Origin of the sequence: Rhodopseudomonas sp. P2A-2r (genome assembly GCF_026015985.1) — a bacterium.
GTDB lineage: Bacteria > Pseudomonadota > Alphaproteobacteria > Rhizobiales > Xanthobacteraceae > Tardiphaga.
In genome coordinates this window covers 1050582-1075942 of record NZ_CP110389.1, presented here as the reverse complement: position 1 = coordinate 1075942, position 25361 = coordinate 1050582, and the positions used below count along the sequence as shown (strand labels likewise).

The window sequence follows — 25361 nt, the reverse complement described above, 5'->3', positions numbered from 1 at the left end:
CCCGACTGAGGAAACATACCATGATAACCGATCGTCGTTCGCTAATGCGCGGAGCACTTGCCTGCGCTTGCTGCTTCAAGGCCGGCGCGGCAATGGCCTCGGACGCGCCAGCGCACGGCGGCGCGCCCGCGCACTGGAGCTATGAAGGTAAAACCTCTCCGGAAAAGTGGGGCGAACTGCAAGCGGACTTCAAGGTTTGCCAGCTCGGCCTAGAACAGACGCCGATCGATCTCGCCAGCGCCATCAGAGGCGACGTCGGGACGGTCGACTATGACTACAAGCCGCTGCCTTTGCACCTGATCAACAACGGTCACACCATCCAGGTCAATGCCGATCCCGGCTGCGCCGCCGTGATTGGCGGCACACGCTTCGAACTGCTGCAGTTTCACTTCCATCACCCGAGCGAGCACCTGCTGGCGGGAAAGAACTTCGACCTCGAATGCCACTTCGTCCACAAGTCCGGCAACGGCGCGCTCGCCGTCAGCGGCGTGTTCATCCGGCCTGGCGCGGCCAACGCGGCGCTGAAGACCTTCTTCGACTCACTGCCGGCCAAGGAAGGCCCCGAGGTAAGGGTCAACGGCACGATCGATGTCGGCGCGATGCTCCCCAGGAACGGCGGCTATTTCCGCTACATGGGCTCGCTGACCACGCCGCCCTGCTCGGAAGGCCTGACCTGGACCGTCCACAAGGAGCCCATCGAGGCATCCGCCGAGCAGATCAGGAAGTTTGCCGCCTTGTTTCCGAACAACGCGCGCCCCGTCCAGAAGCGCAACAGCCGTTTCCTGATCGACGCATCCTGAACACGCCTGCGCCCGCTCGTCATCGCGCATTTTGCTATCGAAGGATTTAGACCGTGAGAAAGTTTTCGAAGACTGCCAGTACCACTCCCTCCGGCCTGTTCGGGGTGTTCACCAACCGCAGGATCAACACCAAGATCATGATCGGCTTTGCCGTGGTGCTGGCGCTGACCGCGGTCCTGTCGGTGACGTCCTATCGCGGCTTCAACAGGGTGTCCGAAGGGTTCGCCGGCTTTAACCAGCGCGTCAAGATCGTCGGCATTGCCCGGGAAATGGACCGCGAATTTGTCGCGTTGCGGCGCTTCGTCCGAGAATATTCCGCATCGGGTGAAGAAGCGCTGGTCGAGCCGGCGCAGAAGCAGCGGGAGACGGTCGCGGCGCGGATCGCCGAGGGCCTCGCCCAGGTCAAAAATCCGGAGCGCCGGGCCAAGATTTCCCATATCAACGATGAGTTTCAGCGCTACGGCAAGGATTTCGACAGGCTGATCGGGCTCAAGCGCGAGCAGAACAAACTAGTCGCCGAGGTGATCGATCCGATCGGCCGCAAGGCACGCGCCGAGATCGAGGATTTGCAGTCCATGGCGGTCAGCAAGGCCGGTAGCGCCAACAGTATGGTGGTGGCCGGCGAGGCCTTGAAGCAGTTGATGACGGCCCGACTGAATGTGGAAAAGGTGATCTCGCGGCACGATCAGGCATCCGCCGAACAGGCCGAGAAGGCGCTTGCCAGCCTGAAGGTTGCCATGACCGCCTTCGGCGCAGGCATCAGCAGCGATGACATCCGCAAGGTCTTCACGGACGTCAACGCCAATGTGGTGAAGTACACCGACGCGTACCACAAGGCCGCACACGATGCCCACGAGATCGAAACGCTCGCCAATGGCGAGATGGTAAAACTTGCCCAGGGCATCGGCGACGATGCCGAGGCCGTGAAGGCCAGCGGCCTCGCCGAGGAGAAGCAGATCGAGCACGAGACGACGGAGACCATCGGGTCGGCCGAGAGCCTGATCATGACGCTGGCCGTCGGCAGCATGGTGCTCGGGATCGCGCTGGCGTGGCTGATCGGGCGTGCGATCTCCAGGCCGGTGATCGGCCTCTGCGCCGGCATGCGCGAGCTCGCCGACGGCAATTTCCAGGTGGTGCTGCCCGGCCTCGGCCGCGGCGACGAGGTCGGCGACATGGCGCAGGCGGTCGAGACCTTCAAGGTCAAGGCCGAGCAGAAGGCGCGCGAGGAAGCCGAGGCCAAGATCGAGCAGGACCAGATCGCCGCGGCACAACGCAAGCGGGAGATGATCCAGCTCGCCGATACCTTCGAAGGCGCGGTCGGCAGCATCATCGAAACCGTATCGTCGGCATCCACCGAACTGGAGGCGTCGGCAACGACATTGACGGCAACCGCCGAGCGCTCGCAGGAACTCAGCACGATCGTGGCTGCGGCGTCCGAAGAGGCCTCGACCAATGTCCAGTCCGTGGCCTCTGCCACCGAGGAAATGGCATCGTCCGTCAACGAGATCAGCCGGCAGGTGCAGCAATCGGCCCGGATCGCCGGCGAGGCGGTGTCGCAGGCGGAGAGGACCAACGACCGTATCAGCCTGCTGGCCAGTGCAGCCAACCGGATCGGCGACGTCGTCGAACTGATCAACAACATCGCCGGCCAGACCAACTTGCTGGCTTTGAACGCGACCATCGAGGCGGCGCGTGCCGGCGAGGCCGGCCGAGGCTTCGCGGTGGTGGCTTCCGAAGTGAAGGCGCTGGCCGAGCAGACCGCCAAGGCGACCGGCGAAATCAGCGCGCAGATCTCCAGCATGCAGGCAGCGACCGGCGACTCGGTCAGTGCCATCCGGGAGATCAGCACCACGATCGGGCAGATGTCCGAGATCGCCTCGACCATTGCAGCCGCAGTGGAAGAACAGGGTGCTGCGACACAGGAGATCTCCCGCAATGTGCAGCAGGCCGCACAGGGCACGATGGAGGTCTCGGCGAACATCGGCGACGTGCAGCGCGGTGCCGGCGAGACCGGCTCCGCTTCGTCACAGGTACTCGCCGCGGCGCAATTGCTCGCGACCGACAGCAACCGCCTGAAGCTGGAAGTATCGCGGTTCCTCGATACGGTTCGTGCAGCCTGACGACACCGCAACTCGGTCGGGCGTCTCCGGCGTCAGGGCGGATCGATAGGCCGGCTTTAACGCCGACCTGTCGGACCGCCTGTCGGCGCCCTGACCTGTCAGGGCTTTATAAACCGATAGGCGAAGCGATCGGTCTCGCCCTTGATCGAAGGGTCGAACACCTTGATCGCATGCGGATCGTCCTTTCTTGCGAGCACGGCGCTTTGCGCGTCCAGGCGGAACCCGGCCGCCTCCACCTCCTGGCGAACGGAGGCGGGGTCAATCCGATGCAGCGACTGGGCGTCGCGGGTGTCTGATGCAAAATCTGGCGAATGAGCTTCCTGCACTCGACGCCGATCTGACCAAACGGGTCGCGCGCGGATTTGTCGATTCAACCGAGATCGTTGCGGAGCATTTCAGGGGTGCGGTTTCACGTCCGCGCGCGCATCGTCTACCGCAGCCGCATTGGTCGCTGCCGTCGAAGGCGCACGTACGATCGCCCGCCTGGAACGCACAGCGGCCATCTTCGAGGCACTGGCGGACGTGAGTGTCCAGGGCTGGGCGGCACCCGAGGCGAGGCCCGGTTCCGAGGTCAGTTCCCGGCGGCGCGGACGGTAATTGGGCTACGGGCTTATGAGTCCCTGGCTCACGCCGCCACCAGCAGCGCCACGCCGATCACGATCAGCACGATGCCCGACAGTTCGCGCAACGACAGCGGCTGCTTGAAGGAAAAATACGCCACCGCCTGCGCGAACAGCACCTCGACCAGCGCCAGCGTGCGCACGTTGGCGGCGGCGGTGAGCGCGAAGGCGAGAAACCAGAATTGCGATGCCGCCGCTCCCATGAATCCGGCCAGCATCGACGGCTTCCACAGCGTCAGGATGTCCTTCAGCACCTTCGGCGCACGCGCCAGCAGGTAGATCGTCAGCACCAGGGTCTGCACGAACAGCGCCAGCACCAATGTGTAGGACGCCGCGGTGACGAACGACACGCCGGGCACCACGATGATGGCGCCGCGAAATCCCACCGCCGACAGCGCGAAGAAGGCGGCGGCGACCAGGCCTTGCAGCGTCGGCTTGATGCTGCCGAGCTCGCGGGCGGCGCCCGGCCGCAGTGCGGTGACCACCACGCCGGCGGAGGCGATCAGGATGGCGATCACCTTCAGCATGGTCAGATGATCGCCGAGAAACACAAAGCCGAAGATCGCAGCCTGGATCGCCTCGGTCTTGAGATAGGCGGTGGTGACCACGAAGGAGCGGTCGTTCATGGCGGCCAGCATCAGGCCGGTGGCGGCGATCTGGCTGAGCGCGCCGAGCAGCAGCCACGGCCAGAACGCCGCGCCCGGCCAGGGAATGGCGTCGCCGGTGGCCACCAGCACGACGGCGAAGAACAGAACCGAGAACGGGAAGCCGAACAGGAAGCGGATATTGGTGGCGCCCCAGGTGCCGAGCGGCCCGGTCAGCGAGCGCTGCATGGCATTGCGCGCGACCTGGCCGAGCGCGGCGATGATGGTGAACGGGATCCACAGGGACGCGATGCTGAACATGCGCGTGGTGTGCATGGCCGGAATCCGGCGGTCAAGCGGCGCCACGGTATGGCGGCAATGCGACCTGGATCGCGGCGCCCGGGCGCCCGGGGCCGGCCTGAAACAATTCATTCACCAACGAAGCAAATTCACCGCGCGACGAAACACTTCCGGAAGCTGACGCCATCGGGCGGAAACCAGTTGCGGATACTCATCGAACAACGGGAAAACCGGGAAGGCGGCAGGAGGCCTCCATGAATCACTCAATTCACAGCGCGGACCGTAGCACCCACCTGAAGATCGTGATCCTGGCCCTGGTGGCCGGGGGCATCCTCGCCGCCTTCGGCTTTGCCGCCCACGACGGCGCCGCCGATGGCCGCACCCAGACCGCCCGGGTCATGAAGGCCGGCAAGCCGGTCGTGTTCACCAGCTCGGACGTCGTCGCGACCCGCTGATTCCGAACGCGCTTCGGGCTCAATGGCCTTTCCGGCCAACCCGGGAGCCCGGCGCATCCTTGATCCCGGGACTGATGGCCAGCGAGGCGCCGGCGACACCGCCAGCCTCATAGGCGGTCATCGAAACCATGCGGCTTGAGCTGCGCTGCGTTTTCAGTTTCAGGTCGAGTCGTTCGAATTCGGCGTCGACCACCGAGGTTTTCAGCACCACGAGCCCCCGCCCGGTGCTTTGATTCACCGCATCGCGGCTGGCCTTCATGGCGGTCAGCTTGTCGGCGATCGAGGCGACCATCCCGAGTGAGAACGAGGCATTGGCGAGATGCCTTTCATTGTGCCGGAAGTCGGCATAGGCAGCCGAGGTCTTGAAGCGGCCAAGCTCGGCGCGAACGGCGGCGTCGATCAGTTCGGTCAGGTAATGGGCCACCTCAATATCCGAACGCAGGCCGAAATAGACATAGCTGCTCTCGCCGGCCGGGCTCTTCTCGCGCCAGACCCGGCAATCGCAGAAATTGGCGATGGACCCGATACAGTCGTCGAGCGGAATGCGTTTCTTGCGGTTGGTCTCGAAGCTGCGCCGCTCGCAGGTGGCGGCGCGGATTTCCACATCCGACAATGACAGGTCATAGCGGTCCAGCAGTTCGGCGACCTTGGCTGCGGCGGACAGCGCCTCGTCCTCGGTGCAGCCATTGTCGATGGTCTTGGCGCGCAGCGCCTGGATGCGCGTCTTGAGCTTGTCGAGCGCGGCAAGATTGGTCGGCTGATCCACTGAGACGGCACCCCGGCAAGCCCGCCTCAACGATGGTGCGGCGGGTCGAAGTCCGTAGCATCGCCATCCCGCGAACTCCAGAGTGCCGGAGGCGCGCGGATGCGCCCCTCCTAAAGCGTCTTGAGATACTCGATCAGCTCGTAGCGCTCGTCGTCGGTCAGGGTGCGGCCGATGACGCCTGGCTTGCCCGGACCCGGCGTGCCCTCCAGGGAGTGGCCGAGCACGCTGTTGCCACGAATCGCCGATCCGTCGGATTTCGTCGTTGCAAAGCGGGTTTCACCCTTCTTGCAGCTCGCCGTCGCGCCGGCCGCGACGCGAAAACCGACCTGCTGCGGATCGAAGTCGCGCTCGCCGATGCAGAACGCCGTAGGCCGCTCCGCCGCCGGCTTGAGCAGCCAGTACAGCGAGGGCACCGAGCCGTTATGGAGGTAGGGCGCGGTGGCCCAGACGCCATTCAGCGGGCGTGCGCGATAATGCGGGGTCGACACCGGATTGGGGCAGTTCTTGAGCGGACCCCATAGTTCGGAGAGTTGCGGATCCTTGATCCCCCTATCCTCGATCCATTTGTCGCTGAGCTTGTTCACAGCGATCATCAGGCCGATCGCGAAGGACATGTCGGTGGTGGAGGTCGAGGTCACGCCGGCGCATTCCCAACGTGCGCCGATGTCGCGCGCCGGCTGCATGTCGAGGAAGCCCGGCACCTTGACCTGGCGGGTCAGCAGCACATCGGCCTGGGCGGTATCAGTCCCCATCTCGGGCTTGATCACCGGCTTCAGCACCTTGCTGACCGGCTTGGGCGCAGCGCCGACGGTCAGCCAGCGGTCAGACGACCAGACGCTCTTGTCGGGGAATTGCGTATCGAAGGCGGGATCGTTGACCGGTCCGAGATGGCACTCGGCGCAGATCGCCGCATAGAGCGCGCGGCCCTTGCCCAGCTTGGCCTGATCGATCTTCCACGCGGGATCGTCGGGGAACAGATGCGCCGGCCATTTCGGCGGCGCCAGCCCGTTAAAACCCTTCGGCGTTTGCGCGAACGGATCGGAGCCGCGCAGCATCTCCTCGATGCGCACCAGGTTCTCGATCGCCACCGAGGATCGAAACAGGTCGCTCAGCGGCGCGTTCGGCGAAAAGTTGACCAGCGCGGTGACACCCATGGCCTCGCCGGCGTTGCGGATCAGCGGCTGTTCGATCGAGCCGTCATATTGCGCCCACAGCAGCCAGGGCACGGTCCAGACCGGCGGGAAACTCACCGGCGCATCGTTGGCGTGGATGTTCTGCTCGTAGCCCTGCAGACCGTTCTGGATCAGGTTGGTGAAGAACACCTGGTTGCCGATGCGGTTGAGCGCGTCGAGCCGCCCGTTGCCTTCCTCGGTGTTCTCCTGGTGCTTCTCCTCGAGCGTCTTCTCTGTGAGCTTGACCAGTCCGATCAGATCGTCGCCGATCGACGTCAGATTCTTCTCCAGCTTGTCGCGCTCCTCCTTGCCGGCGTCGGGACCGAGAACCCGATCGGCGAAACGCTTGAAGCGACCGGGGACGTGCAGCGTGTAGGCGATCGACAGGCCAGTCACGAGCTCGAGCTTGCGCAGGTCGACCATGGCCGGGCCGCCGTCGAACCGCACGCTGACGCCATTGTAGCGGATCGATCCGGCGTGACAGGCGGCGCAGGTCAGCCCGATCCGGTCGGGATCGCGAAAGCCGGTGGTCGGATTGGTGCCGCCGACCATCCGCGCGAATCCGACCGGCAGACCGTCGAGGTTGTCGGCCGGCAACGGCTTCAGGCCGGCGACGGTTTCAGGTGCCGGTTTGGCATCGGACGAGGCGGGATAGCCAAAGCGGCGCAGGGTCGCTTCGTCGACGCGGACCGATTTCGGACTCGGCATGAAGCCGAAGCGTTCGAGATAGCCGCTGTCGGCGACCAGGCCGGGCCGGCCGAGCAGATGAAGCACCGGCTGCTCCAGCGCGATGAACCAGTTATACGGCACAGGAAATGTCGCGGTGCCCTGGCTGGCATGGTGAAACCAGTGCCGGTCGTCGGTGGTCCAGTTCTGGTCGAGCCAATACGCCGCCTTGATCGAAACGCGATCCGGCAATGGCGGCGGCAGAAGTTGCGCAAGCTTGGCCGGCAGGATCGCCCGCACTTGGTCGGGAAATGCTGCGACGGCGACGATCAGGGCGCCGACAAGCACGACCAGCCCGAGCGCAGCCGTGACCAGCTTGCGGACCACACCAGCCCCTTGTTTGGCGGGCAGCGCGGACAGCCGCGCCGCGATGCGGGCGGGCAGCCGCGTGTCGACGAACAACGTCCTGACTTCCGCCACGCTGAGATAGCGCCCTGCGCCCTCCCCTTGCCCATGATGTCGAGCAGCACCGGCCATTCGCCCTTCATGAGCAACCGGTCGATCGGACGCCGCGAGCCTTTGGCGCGGTCGAAGTTGGCGTCCATATAGGCGGTGATTTCCTCAGCGGTCAGGCCGCGCTCGGATCCGCCCGCGGGGTCCGGACGGTCCCGGCCAAACTCGGCGAGACGCGCGAGTTCAGCCTCGCTGACATGGGCGTTGGCATCGAGAATGCGCGAACCGCTGCCGTGTTTGTCCAGCGGACCGTCGCGCAGTTCGTCCAGCCGGGCGCCAGACCACATGCTGCGCAACAGGCTGAGCGGGCCGAGTCCGTTGGCGATCAGGGCGATGGGGTAGGTCTTCACACCTGCCAGCCATTTTTTCAGCCCGGTTGCGCCGGTCGCGGCCTCGACCGTGCTGCACAAGCGCGACAGCGGCGCCACATGGCCATCGACGACGCCGGCCGTCACCACCGCCCGCAGAAATGGACAAGGATTGTCGGGCGAAACCGCAGGTCCCGGGGCGGACACTTCGGCGGAAGCTATACCGATACGGTCGTCGTGCATGGACCCCATCCTTCAAAACGTCGAACCAGCCGCATCCCAAACGGCGAGCGCGCCCCGCAACAGGCCGATCCGGACAAGCCGTCCTGACTGGCGAATTCACGCGCTTCGGATTTCGTCGCGGAAACGACGCGCTTTGTTCAAGGCAAGCGCGATCATTTTACCTTTTCCCCAGCAATGACCCAACTTGAGGTTGCAATTGTTTTCCCGGATTTCCGGACAAGTCAACTGAACGAAAACAGACGCGTGAACATTGCCTGCCGCGACCCGGCCGCGGGTGCCGCAGATCACCGGTCCGGCCGGATGCGATCGTGGTCAGGACTCCGCCGCGCGCTTTGCAGGGCCAACCAGCGTGAGCCTGTTCAACGGCACGCCGGCCTTGAGCAGCCCGTCGCGATAATGGGCGGTGTCGGCGGGATTCTTCCAGCGGAAATTCCGGAGGTGGCGTTCAACGGTGAAGCCCGGAAAGCTGTCCTGCAGCAGTTCGGCGGCCTTTGCCGCCTCCTCCATGCGCTCCAGTTGCGCCAGCGCCGCCGCCCTGACCCCAAGCACCTGCATGTGGCTCGGGTTGAGGTACAGCGCCTCGCGGGCCCACGACAAGGCAGCGTCATATTGTCCCAGCAGATAATGGCTGAACGCGTTCAGCGCCGGCCATTGATAGCGCGGGTCGCTGTTGCCGCGCTGCACGGCCTGGGAAAACAGTTCGATGGCCTGCCGATGCTCGCCCACCATGAAATGGCATATCCCGAGAATGCCGCGGGCGCCCATGTCGTAGGGGTTCAGTTCCACCGCCTTTTTCCCGGCATTGAGGGCGGTGTCGTAGTTGCCCTGCATCGCATGCACATAGCCGAGCAGCCCGAACGCGAATGAGGAGCGGGGATCGAGCCGGACGCTGCTTTCGGCGAGCTCCATGGCCTCGGTCCACAATTCGCTCGTGCTCCGGATCCATCCGAACTGCACGCCCTGCACCAGGATCGTGGCAAGATAGGCGCGCGCGATGGACAGGCCGGGATCGAGCGCGATGGCCTCCCTGAACAGGCCGATCGACGCCTCGTAGTCCGCCTTGGTCTGCTGGTAGTAGTGCGACAGCCCCTTCAGAAAACGATCCCACGCGGTCAGATCAGCCGACGACGACCGGGCCGGGGCGGAGGCTTCGGCGCGGTAGATCTCCGGCGCCAGCGCGGCCGACAGGTGCGTGGTGATTTCGTCCTGCATCGCAAAGAGATCGCCGATGTCGCGGTCGTAGCGACCGGTCCACAACTGCTCGCCGTTCTCCGGTGCGATCAGTTCGGCAGTCACGCGGATCTTGGTCCCGGCGCGCCGCACCGATCCCTGGATCAGATAGGTGGCGTCGATTTCCCGCGCGATCAGCCGCGCACTGAGGCTTTTGCCCTTGAACGCGAAGGTCGAGTTGCGGCTGAGCACCCGATAGAATGACTGCAGCGACAGCGCATGGATCAGATCTTCGGTGAGCCCGTCAGAAAAATACTCGTCGGCGCTGTCGCTGAGGTTGACGAAGGGCAGCACGCCGACGATCGCCGTACGATATTGGGCCGGCAGGCTCGACGTGTCCCTGAGCTCGCGATGGCGCGCCTCCGAACCGTCCGGCGCCCAGGTCCAGACCCCGACCGGCTCGGTAATGTTCTTGAAGCGATGCGTGCCGGCGTCGACGAGGGCGATGCCGAGGTGCTTGCTGGCCTCGTGATAGGCTTTTCCCGACACGGCCACGCCACCCGGCACGGCCACCGACTCGAGCCGGGCGGCGATATTCACCCCGTCGCCGAACACCTGGTCGTCCTCGACCACCACATCGCCCATATGGACACCGAGGCGAAAGTGCATGGCGCGGTCTTCGGGGAGATGGTGGTTGCGCTCGGCCATCAGCGTCTGCATGGCAACGGCAGACTCGATCGCTCCGACGATGCTCGGGTATTCGAGCAGGAAACTGTCGCCGGCGGTGTTCACGATCCGGCCACCGTGATTGAGGATGACCGGATAGAAAGCGGCCTTGTGGGCCTTCAGGGCGGCGAGCGTGCCGGCATCGTCGGCCCCCATCATGCGGGAGTAACCCGCGACGTCAGCGCAGACGATGGCCGCTAGCCGTCTCTCCATCTCCCGTGCTCCTGAACATGCGGATACCACGGTACGTGGCTGGCAAACCAATTCCAATGGTTTTGAGGTACCGACCCGGCGCCCCTAAACTAGCGCTGGATACCACGTTGGCGCAATCCGCTTGTGCTGCCATGAACGTGGTGGATCGGCGCTTCGGCGCCAGCCTGAAAGAAGTATTAACGAGTAGCGGTGCATTCCATTATCTAGCGTTGAGCTGCGCCAATGAGGATTTGACCATGATACGCCGATCCCTCGCCATCCTCGCCGCCCTGTCATCCATGATCGGCGCGGCACATGCGCAGGGGTTGCCGGCGCACATGGCGCCGATCGCCGGCCGCACCACAACCACCCCCGCGGAGATCGCGACCGCCAACACGCTGGCGCTCAACACCGGCATGTTCGAGCTCTACGGCAACGCCGCCAAGATCTTCCAGAAGAACATCCTGAGCCAGCACCCGGTGATCCTCGGCATGTTCTCCGGCGCCGGCGGACGCTTCACCCTGTTCCGCCCGAACCAGCCGCCGCTCGAGGCGCCTCAGGTGCCAGTGGTCTATCAGTTGCTGAAGTCGGCCGGCCATTCGGCCATGGCGCTGGCCGAGGTGGTCGGTCCGTATCTCGACAATCCCGCCGACACCTCTTGGCGCGCGCCCATGCTGGCCTATCGCAGCCGCATGCAGGCCGCCATCGAGACCCTCGATGCCACGCCGATGCAGGCCGAGTGGCGCGGCACCGTGCGCAGCATCCTGACCGCCAACCTGGCTTTCATGGACGACTGCATCGCCAAGAACACGGTGTCATACGCAGCGCTCGAGGCATTCAGCAGGAAACAGGCGCCGGATCTGGCCAAGGTGGTGAGCTGGGCCGCGCAGACCCAGGTCGCTCACTGGATGGAAGTGCTGGCCGGCTGGAAGGCGATGCTCGGCGCCGACTGGGACAAGACCTACGCGGCCTCCAACACTATCTATGTGGCGCGGCAGAACAACGTGTTGTTCAGCGTGCTGGCGCAATTCTTCCCGCCGGAAGCGATCAACGACCGGCTGCTGCTGATCGAGACCATCGCCTTCACCACGACCCAGACCGACATGCTGGAGTCCCTCACCCGCATCATCGCGGACCGTTCCGTGGGTGCGCTGTTCTTCGGCAACTATCATTTGATGGACTACGAGCTGATGGGCGGCGACGCGCGCCTGGCGATCATCGCCGAAACCGCCAAGCGCGGCATCAAGACCAACCTGCCGCCGGCGGTGCCGTTCGGCTCGCATCAGTGGCCGGCGCTGATCACCGAAGGTCCCGGCCCGGCATCGCTTGCGGATCTGAAATAGCCTGTGGCTTGCCGCGCTCGCCAGCAGACGTCCTGATCCTGAGGAGCGGCCGTCTTCGACCGCGTCTCGAAGGATGCGACAAACGCTTCATGGTTCGAGACGCGCACCAAACGTTGCGCTCCTCACCATGAGGACCGTGAAACTGGAACATCCGAAGAAGCGTCAGACGCCTTCGGCCACCACCATGTAGTTGACGTCCAGGTCGGACGACAGGCTCCAGCGATCGGCGAGCGGGCTGTAGACCACGCCGGACTGTTCGGTGATAGCCAGCTTGTTGCGCGCCAGGTGATGGGTGAGTTCGTCGGGGGTGACGAACTTGTCCCACTGATGGGTGCCGCGCGGCAGCCAGCGCAGCACGTATTCGGCGGCGACGATGCCGAGCGCAAAGCTCTTCCAGTTGCGGTTCAGGGTGGAGACCACCATGAGCCCGCCGGGCTTCAGCATCAGCGCACAGCGGTCGAGGAAAGCGCCGACATCGACCACGTGCTCGATCACTTCCATCGCCAGCACGATATCGAAGCGCTCGCGCGGATCCATCTCCTCCACCGTGGTGCAGCGGTAGTCGATCGACATCTGCGCCCTGTCGGCATGCAGTTTGGCGACGGCGATGTTGGTCGCCGAGGGATCGATGCCGATCACCTGGGCGCCGAGCCGGGTGAACGGCTCGCACAACAGACCGGCACCGCAGCCGATATCGAGCATACGCAGGCCCGCCAGGCAGTTCAGGCTTTTGACGTTGCGTTCGAACTTGCGGCAGGCGGCATCGCGGATATAGGTCAGGCGCAGCGGATTGATCTTGTGCAGCGGCGCCATCTTGCCCTTGGGATCCCACCACTGCTCGGACAGCTTCGAGAATTTTGCGACTTCGGCAGGATCGACGGACGCTGATGCGGCGCTGGGAGAAGCTGATTGCATGGACATGGCTTGAGCCCGTTATTCCTATCGCGCGGTAATGTGACTGCGGAACGCCAATGGAGAAGCAATCGTTCGGATGATCAGCTCGGCGTCGCCCATGTTTTCAATCGTGACGTCACCATAGTCCAGGATTCGTCCCATGATGCCCTGATTGACGTTAACGCTGGCGACCTTATCGATGCTGATCTCGAAGGTTTTCCGCGTGATGAAGCCTTCCTTGTGCACCACCCGCAGGTTGGTGACATCGGTCTCCGTAGTCCAGCGTCGGAACCAGGCGCGCATTGACCAGTACAGCGCAACCAGCGCCACCACGGCCGAGCAGGCCAGGCAAAACAGGATCAAACTCTCATTGAGCGTGTATCGCGTCGCCACCAGCAAGGCTGCGGCTGCGATCCACGCCGCAATCGCCCACCCATAGACAACCCAATGCAGACTGCTGGAATACAGCACTTTCTCGCCCGGCTGCAGGATATCGTCGATATAGCGCCCCATAACCGATCCAGTTGCCTTTTCTCGATGTGTTCCAGGCGTCGCGGACCCCGGGTTGCTTGCCCCCGTGGCGCCGTTATGTATACGCGCCTTTTCGCCACCGCGTCTGCGTGGGCGGTATCTTTACCCGCAGTTCTCAGGGAATGCACCAGTCGTCATGGGTCGCCTCGTCATGAAGTTCGGCGGCACGTCCGTCGCCAATATCGACCGCATCCGCAACGTCGCCCGTCACGTCAAGCGCGAGGTCGACGCCGGCCACGACGTCGCCGTGGTGGTCTCGGCCATGTCCGGCAAGACCAACGAGCTGGTGGCGTGGTGCAGCGAGGTCTCGCCGCTGCACGATGCCCGCGAATACGATGCCATCGTCGCCTCCGGCGAGCAGGTCACCGCCGGCCTGCTGGCCATCGCGCTGCAGACCATCGGTATCCAGGCGCGCTCCTGGCAGGGCTGGCAGATCCCCATCAAGACATCCGACGCCCATGCCTCGGCGCGAGATCCTGGAGATCGACGGCTCCGAGCTGATCGACCGCTTCAAGGCGCGCAAGGAAGTCGCAGTGATTGCCGGGTTCCAGGGCATCAATCCGGACACCAACCGCATCACCACGCTGGGACGCGGCGGCTCCGACACCTCCGCGGTGGCGATCGCCGTGGCCATCAAGGCCGACCGCTGCGACATCTACACCGACGTCGACGGGGTCTACACCACCGACCCGCGCGTGGTGCCGAAGGCGCAGCGCCTCAACAAGGTGGCGTTCGAGGAAATGCTGGAACTGGCCTCGCAGGGCGCCAAGGTTCTGCAGGTCCGCTCCGTGGAAGTCGGCATGGTCCACAATATGCCGATTTTCGTGCGCTCAAGTTTCGACAAACCCGAAGACATCGATCCCCACGGCACGCCGCCGGGCACGCTGATCTGCAGCGAGGAACAAATCATGGAAAGCCACGTCGTCACCGGGATCGCCTTTTCCAAGGACGAAGCCCAGATCTCCGTCCGCCAGATCGAGGACAAGCCGGGGGTCGCCGCCTCGATCTTCGTGCCGCTGGCCGAGGCCAACATCAACGTCGACATGATCGTGCAGAACGTCTCCGAGGACGGCAAGACCACCGACCTGACCTTCACGGTGCCGGCGTCAGACTATGCTCGCGCCAAGGAGACCATCACTTCGGCCAAGGCCAGGATCGGCTATGCCCGCATCGACAGCGCCACCGACGTCGCCAAGGTCTCGGTGATCGGCTCGGGCATGCGCAGCCACGCCGGCGTCGCCGCCCAGGCCTTCGCCGCTTTGTCGGAGCGTCAGATCAACATCCGCGCCATCACCACCTCGGAAATCAAGTTTTCGGTGCTGATCGACGCCGCCTACACGGAACTGGCGGTGCGGACGCTGCACACCCTCTACGGACTGGACAAGGCGTAGAAGATTTTTCTTTAAATTATCGGCGTTTTGAGCCGAACGGTGTGTTTCTGCCGGTGGCAGGCGTTTTGCTTGGCAAAACTGGCTTCAATTCGCTATACGGCCAGAGCGGGCGGTCGTTGCGGTTGAGTGGCGCGGTTGCGTACAATCTGAGTCGGTCTGGGCCTTCATGTCCATTGCGGCATGATGTCTAAAATTCTATTGTTTTCTGGGACTTAGTGCTGGCGCGAAGATTTCGGCGCGCCGGCCTCGCGGGGAGGGTGTCAGCACATGCGGAGCGCGTCGGGTGGCCCCCGCGTCTTGCTGAGACGGCTCCGCGAAGTGATGGCGGAGCAGGTCAGCGCTCAGGAACGCCTCGACAAGATCGTGGTGCTGATCGCCGCCAACATGGTGGCGGAGGTGTGCTCGACCTATGTGCTGCGGGTCGACAATACCCTTGAGCTGTACGCCACCGAAGGCCTCAACCGCGGCGCGGTCCACCAGACCGTGCTGAGCGCCCATGAGGGCCTCGTGGGTCTGGTCTCATCGGAGGCCACCCCGCTCAACCTCAACGACGCCCAGAGCCATCCGGCGTTCTCGTTCCGCCCGGAAACCGGCGAAGAAATCTACCACTCGTTCCTGGGCGTGCCGATCCTGCGCGCTGGCAACACGCTGGGCGTGCTGGTGGTGCAGAACCGCGCCAAGCGCACTTACGTCGAGGAAGAAGTCGAGGCGCTGCAGACCACGGCCATGGTGCTGGCCGAGATGATCGCCTCCGGCGAGCTGTCGGCGCTGGCCCAGCCGGGCGCCGAGCCCGCCGCCCGCCATTCGCTGCACAAGACCGGCGCTGTTCTGTCCGACGGCATCGCGCTCGGCCACGTGGTGCTGCACGAGCCGCGCGTGGTCATCACCAACTACATCGCCGAAGATCTGCCCAAGGAAATCAAGCGGCTCGACACCGCATTGGCCAAACTGCGCGCCGACCTCGACCGCATGCTGGAACGCGGCGACGTCGCCGAAGGCGGCGAGCATCGCGACGTGCTGGAAGCCTACCGGATGTTCGCCAACGACCATGGCTGGTCGCACCGGCTGCACGAGGCGGTGGCTACCGGCCTCACCGCCGAAGCGGCTGTCGAGCGCGTACAGTCCGACACCCGCGCGCGGATGCTGCGCTCCACCGATCCCTATCTGCGCGACCGGCTGCATGACCTCGAGGATCTCGGCCATCGCCTGATGCGCCAGCTGGTCGGCCAGGATCACGCGCCGTCGCGCGAGCAGATGCCCGACAACGCCATCCTGATCGCGCGCTCCATGGGTCCCGCCGCCCTGCTCGACTACGACCGCAAGAAGCTGCGCGGCCTGGTGCTGGAAGAAGGCACCGCCAATTCCCACGTCTCCATCGTGGCGCGCGCGCTCGGCATTCCCGCCATCGGCGAAGTCGCCAATGCGCCGGGCATTGCCGATCCCGGCGATGCCATCATTGTCGACGGCACCTCGGGCTCGATCTACATCCGGCCGTCCCAGGAAATCGAATCGGCCTATGCCGAACGGGTGCGCTTCCGCGCCCGCCGGCAGGCGCAGTATTCGGCGCTGCGCGACCGGCCGTGCGTGACCAAGGACGGCCAGAAGGTCGACCTGATGATCAATGCCGGCCTGATCATCGACCTGCCGCATATCGACGACACCGGCAGCGCCGGCATCGGCCTGTTCCGCACCGAGCTGCAATTCATGGTCGGCGAAAGCCTGCCGCGCTCCAGCGACCAGCTGGCGCTGTATCGCGCAGTGCTCGACGCCGCCGGCCCCAAGCCGGTGACCTTCCGCACGCTGGATATCGGCGGCGACAAGGCGCTGCCCTATATGGAAACCATCACCGAGGAGAACCCGGCGCTGGGCTGGCGCGCGATTCGCCTCGGCCTCGACCGGCCCGGCCTGCTGCGCGGCCAGATCCGCGCGCTGCTGCGCGCCGGCGGCGGTCGCACACTGCGCATCATGTTCCCGATGATTTCCGAGGTCGCCGAGTTCGATCAGGCCAAGGCGATCATCGAACGCGAATTGACCTATTTGCGCCAGCATGGCCATTCGCTGCCGGAACGCATCGACGTCGGCACCATGGTCGAGGTGCCGGCCCTGCTCTACCAGATGGACGAGCTGCTGAAGAAGGTCGACTTCGTCTCGGTCGGCTCCAACGACCTGTTCCAGTTCCTGTTCGCGGTCGATCGCGGCAATGCCAAGGTGTCGGAGCGCTTCGACACCCTGTCGGCGCCGATCCTGCGGGTGCTGCGCGAAATCGTGCAGAAGGCCAACGCCGCCAGGAAGCACGCCTCGCTGTGCGGCGAGATGGCTTCAACGCCGATCGGCGCGCTGGCGCTGATCGCGCTCGGCTATCGTTCGCTGTCGCTGTCCGCCACCGCGCACGGTCCGGTGAAGGCGCTGGTCCTCGATGTAGACGCCAGCAAGGCCGAGGCGATGATGGCGCCGCTGCTCGCCGCGCCGTCGGGCAGCGTGTCGATCCGGCAGAAGCTGACCGAATTTGCCGAGGCCGAGGGGCTGTCGTTGTAGCGAGGCTGTTTCCCGCACAATGCCGCCTCTCCCTTCCGCGATTCCGAGATACGTCCATGTCCCTGCTGCCCGAAACCAAACTCGACGTCCTGCTCGCCCACCACGCCTCACTGGAATCCCAGTTGCAGAGCCAGATGAGCGGCGAAAATTTCGTCAAACTAACGCGCGAGTTTGCCGAGTTGAACCCGCTGATCGACGCGGTGAAGACCTATCGCGCGGCGGCCAGGGAAGTCGCCGAACTCGATGCCATGATCAAGGATGCCGCCACCGACGCCGAGATGCGTGAAATGGCTCAGGCTGAAAAACCGGCGCTGGAAGCTCGGGTGGAAGAACTGGCGCAGGAGATCCGCGTCGCGCTGCTGCCTAAGGACGCCATGGACGAGCGCAACGTGGTGCTGGAAATCCGCGCGGGCACCGGCGGCGACGAGGCGTCCCTGTTCGCCGGCGACCTGTACCGGATGTATGAGCGCTTCGCCGCTCTGCAGGGGTGGAAGGTGGAAGTCGTTTCGGCGTCCGAAGGCACCATGGGCGGCTTCAAGGAAATCATCGCCGAGGTGCAGGGCCGCGGCGCCTTCGCCAAACTGAAATTCGAATCCGGCGTGCACCGCGTGCAGCGCGTGCCGGACACCGAGACCCAAGGCCGCATCCATACGTCGGCGGCGACGGTGGCGGTCATGCCCGAGGTCGAGGAGGTCGATGTGACGATCCGCGACGAGGATCTGCGAATCGAGACCATGCGCGCCCAGGGCGCCGGCGGCCAGCACGTCAACAAGACCGAATCGGCGATCCGCATCACCCACATTCCCACCGGGCTGCAGGTGATGATGCAGGACAGCCGCTCGCAGCACAAAAACCGCGCCTCGGCCATGAACATCCTGCGCTCGCGCATCTACGACGCCGAGCAGCAGCGCATCGATTCGATTCGTTCCGCCGAGCGCAAGGAAAAGGTCGGCTCCGGCGACCGCTCCGAGCGCATCCGCACCTACAATTTCCCGCAGGGCCGCGTGACCGACCACCGCATCAACCTGACCCTCTACAAGCTGCCGCAGGTGATCGCCGGCGAGGCGCTGGGCGAGCTGGTCAATGCACTGACGACCGAGCACCAGGCCGCACAATTGGCGGCGCAGGGCAACGCGGCGTGAGCGCTTCCTTCTTCCCCTCTCCCCGAGCGCTGCGCAGCAGCGCGAAGCGGGAGAGGGTGCCTAGGCGGCCTTCGGCCGCCGTTCTTAAGATAGACGCCGATGCGCAGCATCGGCTATGGCGAAGTGAGGGCGGGAGAGGGCTTCCTGTTGCCGCGACGGCCCCTCTCCCGTCTCGAACGCGCTTCGCGCTTTCGAGACACCCTCTCCCGCCTGCGCAGCTGCGCTGCTTGGGGGAGAGGGGAAGAAAGGGCGGCGCTCGTGACCAATGCCTTCACCGGAGTTTCCGTCGCCGCGGCGCGGCGTGCGCTTGCCGCAGGGTTGCACGCGCATCAGATCGACTCCCCGGACCTCGATGCACGACTGCTTGTCGGCGCCGTGCTGGGGCTCGACTTCACCGCACTGATCGGCGCGTCAGCGCGCATTCTCACCGGTGACGAATCATCCCGCCTGCAAGACTTCGCGCAGCGGCGTATCAGCGGCGAGCCCGTCGCGAGGATCCTCGGCGTCAGGGAGTTCTGGAGCCTGCCGCTGCGGCTGTCTGCCGATACGCTGGTGCCGCGGCCCGATACGGAGACCATCGTCGAAGCGGCGCTCGAATTGCTGGACGGCGATCACCGCCGTCACGATCCGCTTGATATCGCCGACCTCGGCACCGGTTCGGGCGCGATCCTGCTGGCGCTGCTATCCGAGCTGCCGAACGCATGCGGCGTCGGCACCGATATCAATGTCGCCGCACTACAGACTGCGCGGCAGAACGCGCGGGACCTCCGCTTTGCGTCGCGCGCGCGCTTCGTGGCCTGCAACTATGCCGACGCGCTTGCCGGCGGCTGGGACGTGATCCTGTCGAATCCGCCCTACATCCGCTCTGCGGACATCGCGGGCCTGTCGATCGAGGTCCGCGAGCACGACCCGCACCGCGCACTCGACGGCGGCGCCGATGGCCTTGACGCCTACCGCACCATCGCCCCGGACGCGGCGCGGCTGCTGGCACCCGGCGGGCTGCTGCTCGTCGAGGTCGGCCACGACCAGAGCGGCGAGGTGGCCCGCCTCATGGAGGCCGCGGGGCTGACGCTGCCCGGACCACCCAGGGCCGATCTTGCCGGCATCCGCCGGGTGGTCATCGGGCAGAAACCCATTGGGCAAGACGGAACCTAAACGGAAAAAACCACTTGGAATATCCGCCCGGAGCGACTACGTTCCAGATACAACATCGGTTCAGGGTTGGCTCGCCCCGTAGATTTACGGCTGGAAGTCAGAATTCTCGATAGAGAGCCCGTCCGAGTGAAAGGTTCCACCAGGCAGGTCAGATTGAGCGCGATGGCTGAGAAGCTGCGCAGCTGGCGACCGCAAAGCGAACGAAAGCCTGATATTGCGCTTTGAAATTCACGCAAAAACACCCGGGCACATTCTAGCAGGGTGACGATTTGATCCGGCTGGCGATGTGCGCCGGCGGTTGGGGAACGCGTCTTTGTCGAACGCGACATACGGCAAGATCGATGCAGCAATGATCTGCATGGCAACTCGGGCACGCATGATGGAGCCCGAATCGGGTGTCGCGCCCGTGGCACAAAATCACCCTGCGACAACACTTTCTTTGACGACAATCCTGGATCGGTAAAAAGGCGAGACATGAGAAACGGTCAGAATAACAACAACAAGCGGATGCGTAATAACAACAACCGCAACAGCAACGGCGGCGGCAACAATAACAACAACCAGAACCGCCGCGGACAGAATCCCATGACCCGGGTGTTCGAGTCCAACGGGCCGGATATCAAGATTCGCGGTACTGCCTCTCATGTCGCCGAGAAATACGTTCAGCTTGCGCGCGACGCGCGCTCATCCGGCGATCCGGTCGCAGCCGAGAACTACTACCAGCACGCCGAGCACTACTTCCGCCTGATTGCCGCTGCCCAGGAACAGTTTCGTCAGAACCAGCCGCAGCCGCGCACTGAAAACGAGATGGCCTCGGAGGACGGCGACGACGACGGCGAGACGTTCTCGAACTTCGGCGCCGAGCCCGGCTTCGTGCCGGTGCAGCCGCAGCCGTTCGTCCCGCGCGATCCGCCGCCGCCGCGCGAGCAGAACCAGCAGCGAGACGGCCAGCCCTACCAGCCGCGCGACAATCAGCAGTATCAGCCACGCGAGCCTCGGGAACCGCGCGAGAACAATCATCGCGATCAGCGTCCGCAGCATCAGCCGCAGCCGCAGTTTCAACCGCAGCCACAGCCGGTCATTCCGGTCAGCGACAGCGTCGACCGTCTGCCGTCCTTCATCACCGGCCCGCAGCCGGTGGTGAACGGTCCGGTGCCGTTCGATGCCGCCGCCGGCGAGCGCTTTCCGCCGCGCCGTCGCCGCCGTCCGCACGGCCCGCGCCCGGAAGGCGCCGCCCCCGCGCCGGTGACGCCGGGTGACGATTTCGGGAATACGTAAGTACTAAGCCAGGCTACACGACATCCTCTCGTGCCCCGGACGCGATGCGATACGAAGTATCGCTTCGCAGATCCGGGGACCACTTTTGAGGAGTTGTTGGCGCTGTGGGTCCCGCATCTGCGGAGCGGCATAAGAATGCCGCACCGCGTGCGGGACACACGGGCTTGACGTCAGAATGCCGCTGCCAGATTCTTGGCGCCAGGAAGATTGCTGTTGCTGTCCATCCGGTTGTTGGTGATCGCCAGCAGCTTGGCCACGGTGTTGTGGCGGATCGCGACCGGATTGCGCTCATAGCCGCCGCGCTGGAAGAAGTTGGCAGTCGGCACCTGATCGCGGAGCGCTTGCGGCATGGTCACCATGTCGAGCCCGGTGCCATCGCCGGTGAGATTCATCATCTCCAGTTCGGCGGCGCTGAGCGGCCGCGTGTAGCCTTTTGCCTGCGCGAAGATCACCGACGTCATCAGCTTGTGCAGTTGCAGTTGCGGACCGACGTCGATGTCCAGCACCATGGCGTGCACAGCCCAGCCCTGCGGCGTGTTGGCGAGCTTTTCGTGGTCGCTCCAGGTGTCCGGCACGGTGCGCGTGAAGGCGTACATGCGCTTGAACACTGCGATCTTGTGATCCATCGCCTTGCGCGCCGGACCCGACAAGCGCGCAGCCTTCTCGGTCAGCACCTTCAGGATCTCATGGCCCTGCTCGGCAACCAGTTCGACGCTGTTGGTGGTCAGCAACTGGTTGTAGCCGATCGCGGTGGAGATGGCGCGCGAGCCAGGCTTGGCGCTGAGGCCCGACTGCATGTCATAGCCGCCATTGCCGCCGGTCTCGAACGAATAGACCCGCACCGCCTGCTCGCGGGTCAGGCCGGATGCCGTCACCGCGCGCGCATAAGCGCGCTTGAATTCCATTTCGTTGGCAGGACGCTGCGGCGTGAACTGAAAATGCTGTTGCGCCGCCTGGATGAAATCGGCGACGACAGGCAGTTCCTTGCGGGTCCGCGGCGTGCCTTCCTCCGGCTCCGGATTGACCGGGCGCTTCGGCCCGTCATAGAGCGGCGCCTGTTCCAGCACGTAGTCATCCAGCCCGATCGGCTGCCGGTCGCGGCGCTTGGCGTTGCGGATGCGGCGCTTGTCCGCGATCGCTTTCCAGTAAGGCACCGCCTCTTCGTCGAAGGCGGCGCGAGCCTGCTGATATTCGGCCAGCCGGCGCTGATACTCGGCAATCGCCTGCGGCGATGCGGCCTGCGCCATGGCATTGGCGATGGCCGGGGCCAGCGGTTCGGCCTGTAGCGGCGACAGGCTCAGTAGCAGCAAGGGAATGGCGAGACGCGTACAGGACGGATAAAGCGGCATGAGACCTTCGGCGTTGGTGGGCGGCGTCATCGCGCGCGCTGAACATCGGTGCAACTCGGCCCGGCTCGGGCTGGAACCGGCCTGACCGGACTGCGTGTCGCCCCAGGACCTTGGAGGATCATGGTGAACAATGTCTTTCCAAGGTCGGACGTGATCGTCGCAGCCGGAGCCGGCCGAGGAAAAAGGCATCTGAACGCCGGATCTCCGGTTGGCCCTTTGCGACCTCACGCGCCGCCTGATCGAAAGGACGGGTTCCTAATCTTCCCTGGCGCCGGTTATCTTGACGATCTGCGACCACTTGGTTTCGTCCCTGTCGATGAATGCCGCATAGTCTTCCGGCGTGCCGGGGGTCGCATCGGTGCCGTCCTGCGCCAGACGCTTCTTCACGTCATCGGAGGTCAACGCATTCCGCAACTCCCTGTTGAGCCGCTCGATGATCGGCCGCGGCGTACCGGCGGGCGCAATAAGTCCGTAATACAGCGCCGCATCGAAATCCGGCAGGCCGGATTCGGCGATCGTCGGCACGTCCGGCAACAGGCTGGCGCGGGTCGCACTGGTCACAGCCAAAGCCCGCAACTGGCCACCCGAGATATTGGCATGGGCCGCCGGGATCGGCGCGAAGGCCATCGGGATGTGACCGCCCAGCAGATCGACCAGCGCCGGCCCGGTGCCCTTGTAGGGCACGTGCACCAGCACGATACCGGCGGCACGGCTGAAATATTCGCCGGTGATATGGCTCGCGGTGCCGGCGCCGGCCGAACCGAAATTCACCGTGCCCGGATTTGCTTTCGCATATGCGATCAGCTCGGCCAGCGTCTTGGCCGGAAACGACGGATGCACCACCAGCGAGTTCGGTGAATTGCCGATCAACCCGATCGGCGCGAAATCCTTGCGCGGATCATATCCCGCCTTGCTGGTCAGCGTCGGCGCGATGGCCAGCGTCCCGGTATAGCCGAGGCCGATCGTGTAGCCATCAGGCGCGCTGCGCGCGACCGCACGCGTGCCGACCGCACCACCGGCGCCCGGCCGGTTGTCGACCACCACCTTCTCGCCGAGGCTCTCGGTCATCTTGTCGGCGATAACCCGGCCGACGATCGAGGTGCTTCCACCGGGCGCGAATGGGATGATCAGCGTGATCGGCCGACTCGGATAGGTCTGTGCGCCGACATCCTGATGGACGCCCAGCGCGATCAACGCGATGACGGTTGCGTACAGCCATCTGCCCCATGACGACATGGCAGTTCCTCCCCAGACTCTCATTGTTGTTGGCGTGGATCGTCGCCGAAAGGCGGCGACAGCGCAACCGCGCCTGTCACCGCCAGGCGAACACGGGCTGTTCCAGTTCGGCGACGCGGGTGACGCGGCCGGCCAGCACTTCGCTGAACTGGTAGATCAGCGCTGCCGTCGGCGCATGGATGAACTGGCCGCGGTGGCTGTAGCGGATCACGCGGCGCCGGCTCTCCGGAATCTCGGTGAAGTCGAAGGCGCCGGCGCGCTCGACATCCGACAGCGCGATGCGATGCACCGACGCGACTTCATCGGGATTGGGCGTCAGCGGCGCGCGGGCCGCGGCCCACATCAGCACCGGCGTAGTCAGATAGCCGGATCGCGTCGGGTAGTCGTCGAAGCTGCCGAGCACTTCGTCCGTCGTGAGCGTCAGTCCGAGTTCCTCGTCGAGCTCCCGCAGCGCGGCCTGCACCGCTGTCTCGCCGGGATCGCAGCGGCCGCCCGGCAGCGCCCATTGGTTGCTGTGTGCGCGCAGGCCGGAGGCCCGCAGCGTCAGCAGCAGCGACGTGCCCGCCGCATTGTCGGATTCAACCAGCACGATGGCCACCGCCGCGCGCTTCAGCGGCGACGCGGCGTCGCCGGCCAGGCGTGGAAACGCTGCACAGCGTCCGGCGATCAACCGTCGCGTGGTGTCATCGAAGGGACGGATCATTTGACCTGCATACACCACCACAGGGGTCGCGGAAACGCCGAGGCGGTCTGCCAAACCCGCCCCTAGGCACCGCGGTCCGGCTTTTGTAAGAACGACGCGCCGCTCCTCCGATCGCAGCTGCAAGGAAACACCATGAACTATCGCCAACTCGGCCGCAGCGGCCTGAAGGTCTCACCGATCTGCCTGGGCACCATGATGTTCGGCGGCGCCACCGACGAGCCGACATCCGCCCGCATCATCGACAGCGCGCGCGACGCCGGGGTCAATTTCATCGATACCGCCGACGTCTATTCCAGCGGCGGATCGGAACAGGTGGTGGGACGCGCCATCGCCGCGCAGCGGCAGCACTGGATTCTCGCCACCAAGCTCGCCAATGCCATGGGCACCGATCCCAATCGTGGCGGCCTGTCGCGGCGCTGGGTGCTGCAGGCGGCCGAGGAGAGCCTGAAGCGGCTCGGCACCGACGTGATCGACATCTACTACCTGCACAAGGAGGATCACGCGACGCCGCTGGACGAGACCGTGCGCGCCATCGGCGACCTGATCCGCCAGGGCAAGGTGCGCTATTTCGGCCTGTCCAACTATCGCGGCTGGCGTGTCGCGGAAATCTGCAACATCTGCGACCGGCTCGGCATGGACCGGCCGATCGTCAGCCAGCCCTATTACAACGCCATGAACCGGATGCCCGAAGTGGAGCATTTTCCGGCTTGCGGACATTACGGCATGGGCGTAGTGCCCTACAGCCCGCTGGCGAGGGGCGTGCTGACCGGAAAATACGCGCCCGATGCGCCACCCGCCGCCGACACCCGCGCCGGTCGCAACGACACGAGGATGATGCAAACCGAATGGCGGCCGGAGTCGCTGCGGCTGGCACGGCAGATTCGCGCCTATGCCGAAGCACGCGGCATCACCGCCGGACAATTTGCGGTGTCCTGGGTGCTCAACAGCGCGTTCGTCACCTCGGTGCTTGCGGGCCCGCGCACCGTAGCGCAGTGGGACGACTACCTGAAGGCGCTGGACTATCGTTTTACCAAGGACGACGAAGCGCTGATCGATAGCCTCGTGGCCAGCGGCCATCCGTCCACACCCGGCTACAACGATCCCGCCTATCCCATCGAAGGACGCCGTCCGCGCACGGCATAACGCGGCATGCGCCGGAAGGACGATGA

The 25361-nt window shown here is 64.9% G+C and carries 17 protein-coding genes and 4 pseudogenes; 11 read left to right on the top strand and 10 right to left on the bottom strand.

Translation table 11 applies throughout. The annotated features are described in order from the left end of the window. The first annotated feature begins 92 nt into the window (after nucleotides 1–92). Both ONR75_RS05000 and ONR75_RS04995 read left to right on the top strand, forming a co-directional pair. Nucleotides 93–800: a carbonic anhydrase gene (locus ONR75_RS05000; protein WP_265081644.1), complete on the top strand. Its 708-nt coding sequence runs from the start codon at nucleotides 93–95 to the stop codon at nucleotides 798–800. Between the two features lie 53 nt (nucleotides 801–853). Continuing rightward, complete coding sequence (locus tag ONR75_RS04995) at nucleotides 854–2920, top strand: methyl-accepting chemotaxis protein (protein ID WP_265081643.1); 2067 nt, start codon at nucleotides 854–856, stop codon at nucleotides 2918–2920. 98 nt (nucleotides 2921–3018) lie between these two features. Here ONR75_RS04995 and ONR75_RS04990 read toward each other — a convergent pair. After that, a pseudogene (locus tag ONR75_RS04990) lies at nucleotides 3019–3210 on the bottom strand (methyltransferase); the annotation flags it as partial. On the opposite strand from ONR75_RS04990, the pseudogene ONR75_RS04985 reads away from it, so the two are divergent. Beyond that, a pseudogene (locus tag ONR75_RS04985) lies at nucleotides 3207–3517 on the top strand (TetR/AcrR family transcriptional regulator); the annotation flags it as partial. The pseudogenes ONR75_RS04990 and ONR75_RS04985 sit on opposite strands and share 4 nt — an antisense overlap. Nucleotides 3518–3545: 28 nt before the next feature. Here the strand turns inward: ONR75_RS04985 and ONR75_RS04980 are convergent. Continuing rightward, complete coding sequence (locus ONR75_RS04980) at nucleotides 3546–4445, bottom strand: DMT family transporter (RefSeq protein ID WP_265083541.1); 900 nt, start codon at nucleotides 4443–4445, stop codon at nucleotides 3546–3548. A gap of 233 nt (nucleotides 4446–4678) precedes the next feature. On the opposite strand from ONR75_RS04980, the gene ONR75_RS04975 reads away from it, so the two are divergent. Continuing rightward, nucleotides 4679–4879 carry a hypothetical protein gene (locus ONR75_RS04975; RefSeq protein WP_265081642.1) on the top strand — a complete coding sequence of 67 codons (201 nt, stop codon included), beginning with the start codon at nucleotides 4679–4681 and terminating at the stop codon, nucleotides 4877–4879. Between the two features lie 19 nt (nucleotides 4880–4898). On the opposite strand, the gene ONR75_RS04970 is transcribed toward ONR75_RS04975, so the two are convergent. The 3 genes and pseudogenes from ONR75_RS04970 to ONR75_RS04960 all read right to left on the bottom strand — a co-directional run bounded on the left by ONR75_RS04970 (nucleotide 4899) and on the right by ONR75_RS04960 (nucleotide 10656). Further along, nucleotides 4899–5645 carry a DUF2786 domain-containing protein gene (locus tag ONR75_RS04970; protein ID WP_265081641.1) on the bottom strand — a complete coding sequence of 249 codons (747 nt, stop codon included), beginning with the start codon at nucleotides 5643–5645 and terminating at the stop codon, nucleotides 4899–4901. 110 nt (nucleotides 5646–5755) lie between these two features. Next, nucleotides 5756–8547, bottom strand: a pseudogene (locus tag ONR75_RS04965) (di-heme-cytochrome C peroxidase). Between the two features lie 312 nt (nucleotides 8548–8859). Next, complete coding sequence (locus ONR75_RS04960; protein WP_265081640.1) at nucleotides 8860–10656, bottom strand: adenylate/guanylate cyclase domain-containing protein; 1797 nt, start codon at nucleotides 10654–10656, stop codon at nucleotides 8860–8862. A 236-nt stretch (nucleotides 10657–10892) separates the two neighbouring features. On the opposite strand from ONR75_RS04960, the gene ONR75_RS04955 reads away from it, so the two are divergent. Beyond that, nucleotides 10893–11978, top strand: coding sequence for a hypothetical protein (locus ONR75_RS04955; protein ID WP_265081639.1), 1086 nt, complete (start codon nucleotides 10893–10895; stop codon nucleotides 11976–11978). 162 nt (nucleotides 11979–12140) lie between these two features. Here ONR75_RS04955 and ubiG read toward each other — a convergent pair whose 3' ends face one another. Both ubiG and ONR75_RS04945 read right to left on the bottom strand, forming a co-directional pair. Further along, nucleotides 12141–12899: a bifunctional 2-polyprenyl-6-hydroxyphenol methylase/3-demethylubiquinol 3-O-methyltransferase UbiG gene (ubiG, locus tag ONR75_RS04950; protein WP_265081638.1), complete on the bottom strand. Its 759-nt coding sequence runs from the start codon at nucleotides 12897–12899 to the stop codon at nucleotides 12141–12143. Nucleotides 12900–12917: 18 nt separating this feature from the next. After that, on the bottom strand, nucleotides 12918–13385 hold the full coding sequence (locus tag ONR75_RS04945) for a PH domain-containing protein (RefSeq protein ID WP_265081637.1): 468 nt from the start codon (nucleotides 13383–13385) through the stop codon (nucleotides 12918–12920). Between the two features lie 154 nt (nucleotides 13386–13539). On the opposite strand from ONR75_RS04945, the pseudogene ONR75_RS04940 reads away from it, so the two are divergent. The 5 genes and pseudogenes from ONR75_RS04940 to ONR75_RS04920 all read left to right on the top strand — a co-directional run bounded on the left by ONR75_RS04940 (nucleotide 13540) and on the right by ONR75_RS04920 (nucleotide 20904). Continuing rightward, nucleotides 13540–14794 (top strand): annotated as a pseudogene (locus tag ONR75_RS04940) (aspartate kinase). 267 nt (nucleotides 14795–15061) lie between these two features. Continuing rightward, nucleotides 15062–17329, top strand: a complete 2268-nt coding sequence (gene ptsP / locus ONR75_RS04935; RefSeq protein ID WP_265081636.1) for a phosphoenolpyruvate--protein phosphotransferase — start codon at nucleotides 15062–15064, stop codon at nucleotides 17327–17329. A 56-nt stretch (nucleotides 17330–17385) separates the two neighbouring features. After that, nucleotides 17386–18471, top strand: a complete 1086-nt coding sequence (gene prfA, locus ONR75_RS04930; RefSeq protein ID WP_265081635.1) for a peptide chain release factor 1 — start codon at nucleotides 17386–17388, stop codon at nucleotides 18469–18471. 258 nt (nucleotides 18472–18729) lie between these two features. Beyond that, on the top strand, nucleotides 18730–19626 hold the full coding sequence (gene prmC / locus ONR75_RS04925; protein ID WP_265083540.1) for a peptide chain release factor N(5)-glutamine methyltransferase: 897 nt from the start codon (nucleotides 18730–18732) through the stop codon (nucleotides 19624–19626). A 474-nt stretch (nucleotides 19627–20100) separates the two neighbouring features. Then, nucleotides 20101–20904 (top strand): DUF4167 domain-containing protein, encoded by an 804-nt coding sequence (locus ONR75_RS04920; RefSeq protein WP_265081634.1) that lies wholly within the window; start codon nucleotides 20101–20103, stop codon nucleotides 20902–20904. Between the two features lie 170 nt (nucleotides 20905–21074). On the opposite strand, the gene ONR75_RS04915 is transcribed toward ONR75_RS04920, so the two are convergent. From ONR75_RS04915 to ONR75_RS04905, 3 genes are all read right to left on the bottom strand, one after another. Next, nucleotides 21075–22253 (bottom strand): hypothetical protein, encoded by a 1179-nt coding sequence (locus ONR75_RS04915; RefSeq protein ID WP_413776492.1) that lies wholly within the window; start codon nucleotides 22251–22253, stop codon nucleotides 21075–21077. A gap of 255 nt (nucleotides 22254–22508) precedes the next feature. Beyond that, entirely contained in the window at nucleotides 22509–23489 is a 981-nt protein-coding gene (locus ONR75_RS04910) for a Bug family tripartite tricarboxylate transporter substrate binding protein (RefSeq protein WP_265081632.1), read from the bottom strand. 76 nt (nucleotides 23490–23565) lie between these two features. After that, nucleotides 23566–24192, bottom strand: a complete 627-nt coding sequence (locus ONR75_RS04905) for an NUDIX hydrolase (RefSeq protein WP_265081631.1) — start codon at nucleotides 24190–24192, stop codon at nucleotides 23566–23568. A 132-nt stretch (nucleotides 24193–24324) separates the two neighbouring features. Between ONR75_RS04905 and ONR75_RS04900 the strand changes: the two genes are divergently transcribed. Next, the gene (locus tag ONR75_RS04900) at nucleotides 24325–25335 is read left to right on the top strand and encodes an aldo/keto reductase (protein WP_265081630.1); all 1011 of its coding nucleotides are present in this window, start codon (nucleotides 24325–24327) and stop codon (nucleotides 25333–25335) included. Nucleotides 25336–25361: the final 26 nt, after the last annotated feature.

Bases quoted from the DNA above. Each gene is read 5' to 3' on its own strand.
- ONR75_RS04945 (WP_265081637.1), bottom strand. From the start codon at position 13,385: ATGGGGCGCTATATCGACGATATCCTGCAGCCGGGCGAGAAAGTGCTG.
- ONR75_RS04920 (WP_265081634.1), top strand. From the start codon at position 20,101: ATGAGAAACGGTCAGAATAACAACAACAAGCGGATGCGTAATAACAAC.
- ONR75_RS05000 (WP_265081644.1), top strand. From the start codon at position 93: ATGGCCTCGGACGCGCCAGCGCACGGCGGCGCGCCCGCGCACTGGAGC.
- ONR75_RS04900 (WP_265081630.1), top strand. From the start codon at position 24,325: ATGAACTATCGCCAACTCGGCCGCAGCGGCCTGAAGGTCTCACCGATC.
- ONR75_RS04915 (WP_413776492.1), bottom strand. From the start codon at position 22,253: ATGCCGCTTTATCCGTCCTGTACGCGTCTCGCCATTCCCTTGCTGCTA.
- prfA (WP_265081635.1), top strand. From the start codon at position 17,386: ATGTCCCTGCTGCCCGAAACCAAACTCGACGTCCTGCTCGCCCACCAC.
- ONR75_RS04910 (WP_265081632.1), bottom strand. From the start codon at position 23,489: ATGTCGTCATGGGGCAGATGGCTGTACGCAACCGTCATCGCGTTGATC.
- ONR75_RS04905 (WP_265081631.1), bottom strand. From the start codon at position 24,192: ATGATCCGTCCCTTCGATGACACCACGCGACGGTTGATCGCCGGACGC.
- ptsP (WP_265081636.1), top strand. From the start codon at position 15,062: ATGCGGAGCGCGTCGGGTGGCCCCCGCGTCTTGCTGAGACGGCTCCGC.
- ubiG (WP_265081638.1), bottom strand. From the start codon at position 12,899: ATGTCCATGCAATCAGCTTCTCCCAGCGCCGCATCAGCGTCCGTCGAT.
- ONR75_RS04975 (WP_265081642.1), top strand. From the start codon at position 4,679: ATGAATCACTCAATTCACAGCGCGGACCGTAGCACCCACCTGAAGATC.
- ONR75_RS04955 (WP_265081639.1), top strand. From the start codon at position 10,893: ATGATACGCCGATCCCTCGCCATCCTCGCCGCCCTGTCATCCATGATC.
- ONR75_RS04960 (WP_265081640.1), bottom strand. From the start codon at position 10,656: ATGGAGAGACGGCTAGCGGCCATCGTCTGCGCTGACGTCGCGGGTTAC.
- ONR75_RS04980 (WP_265083541.1), bottom strand. From the start codon at position 4,445: ATGTTCAGCATCGCGTCCCTGTGGATCCCGTTCACCATCATCGCCGCG.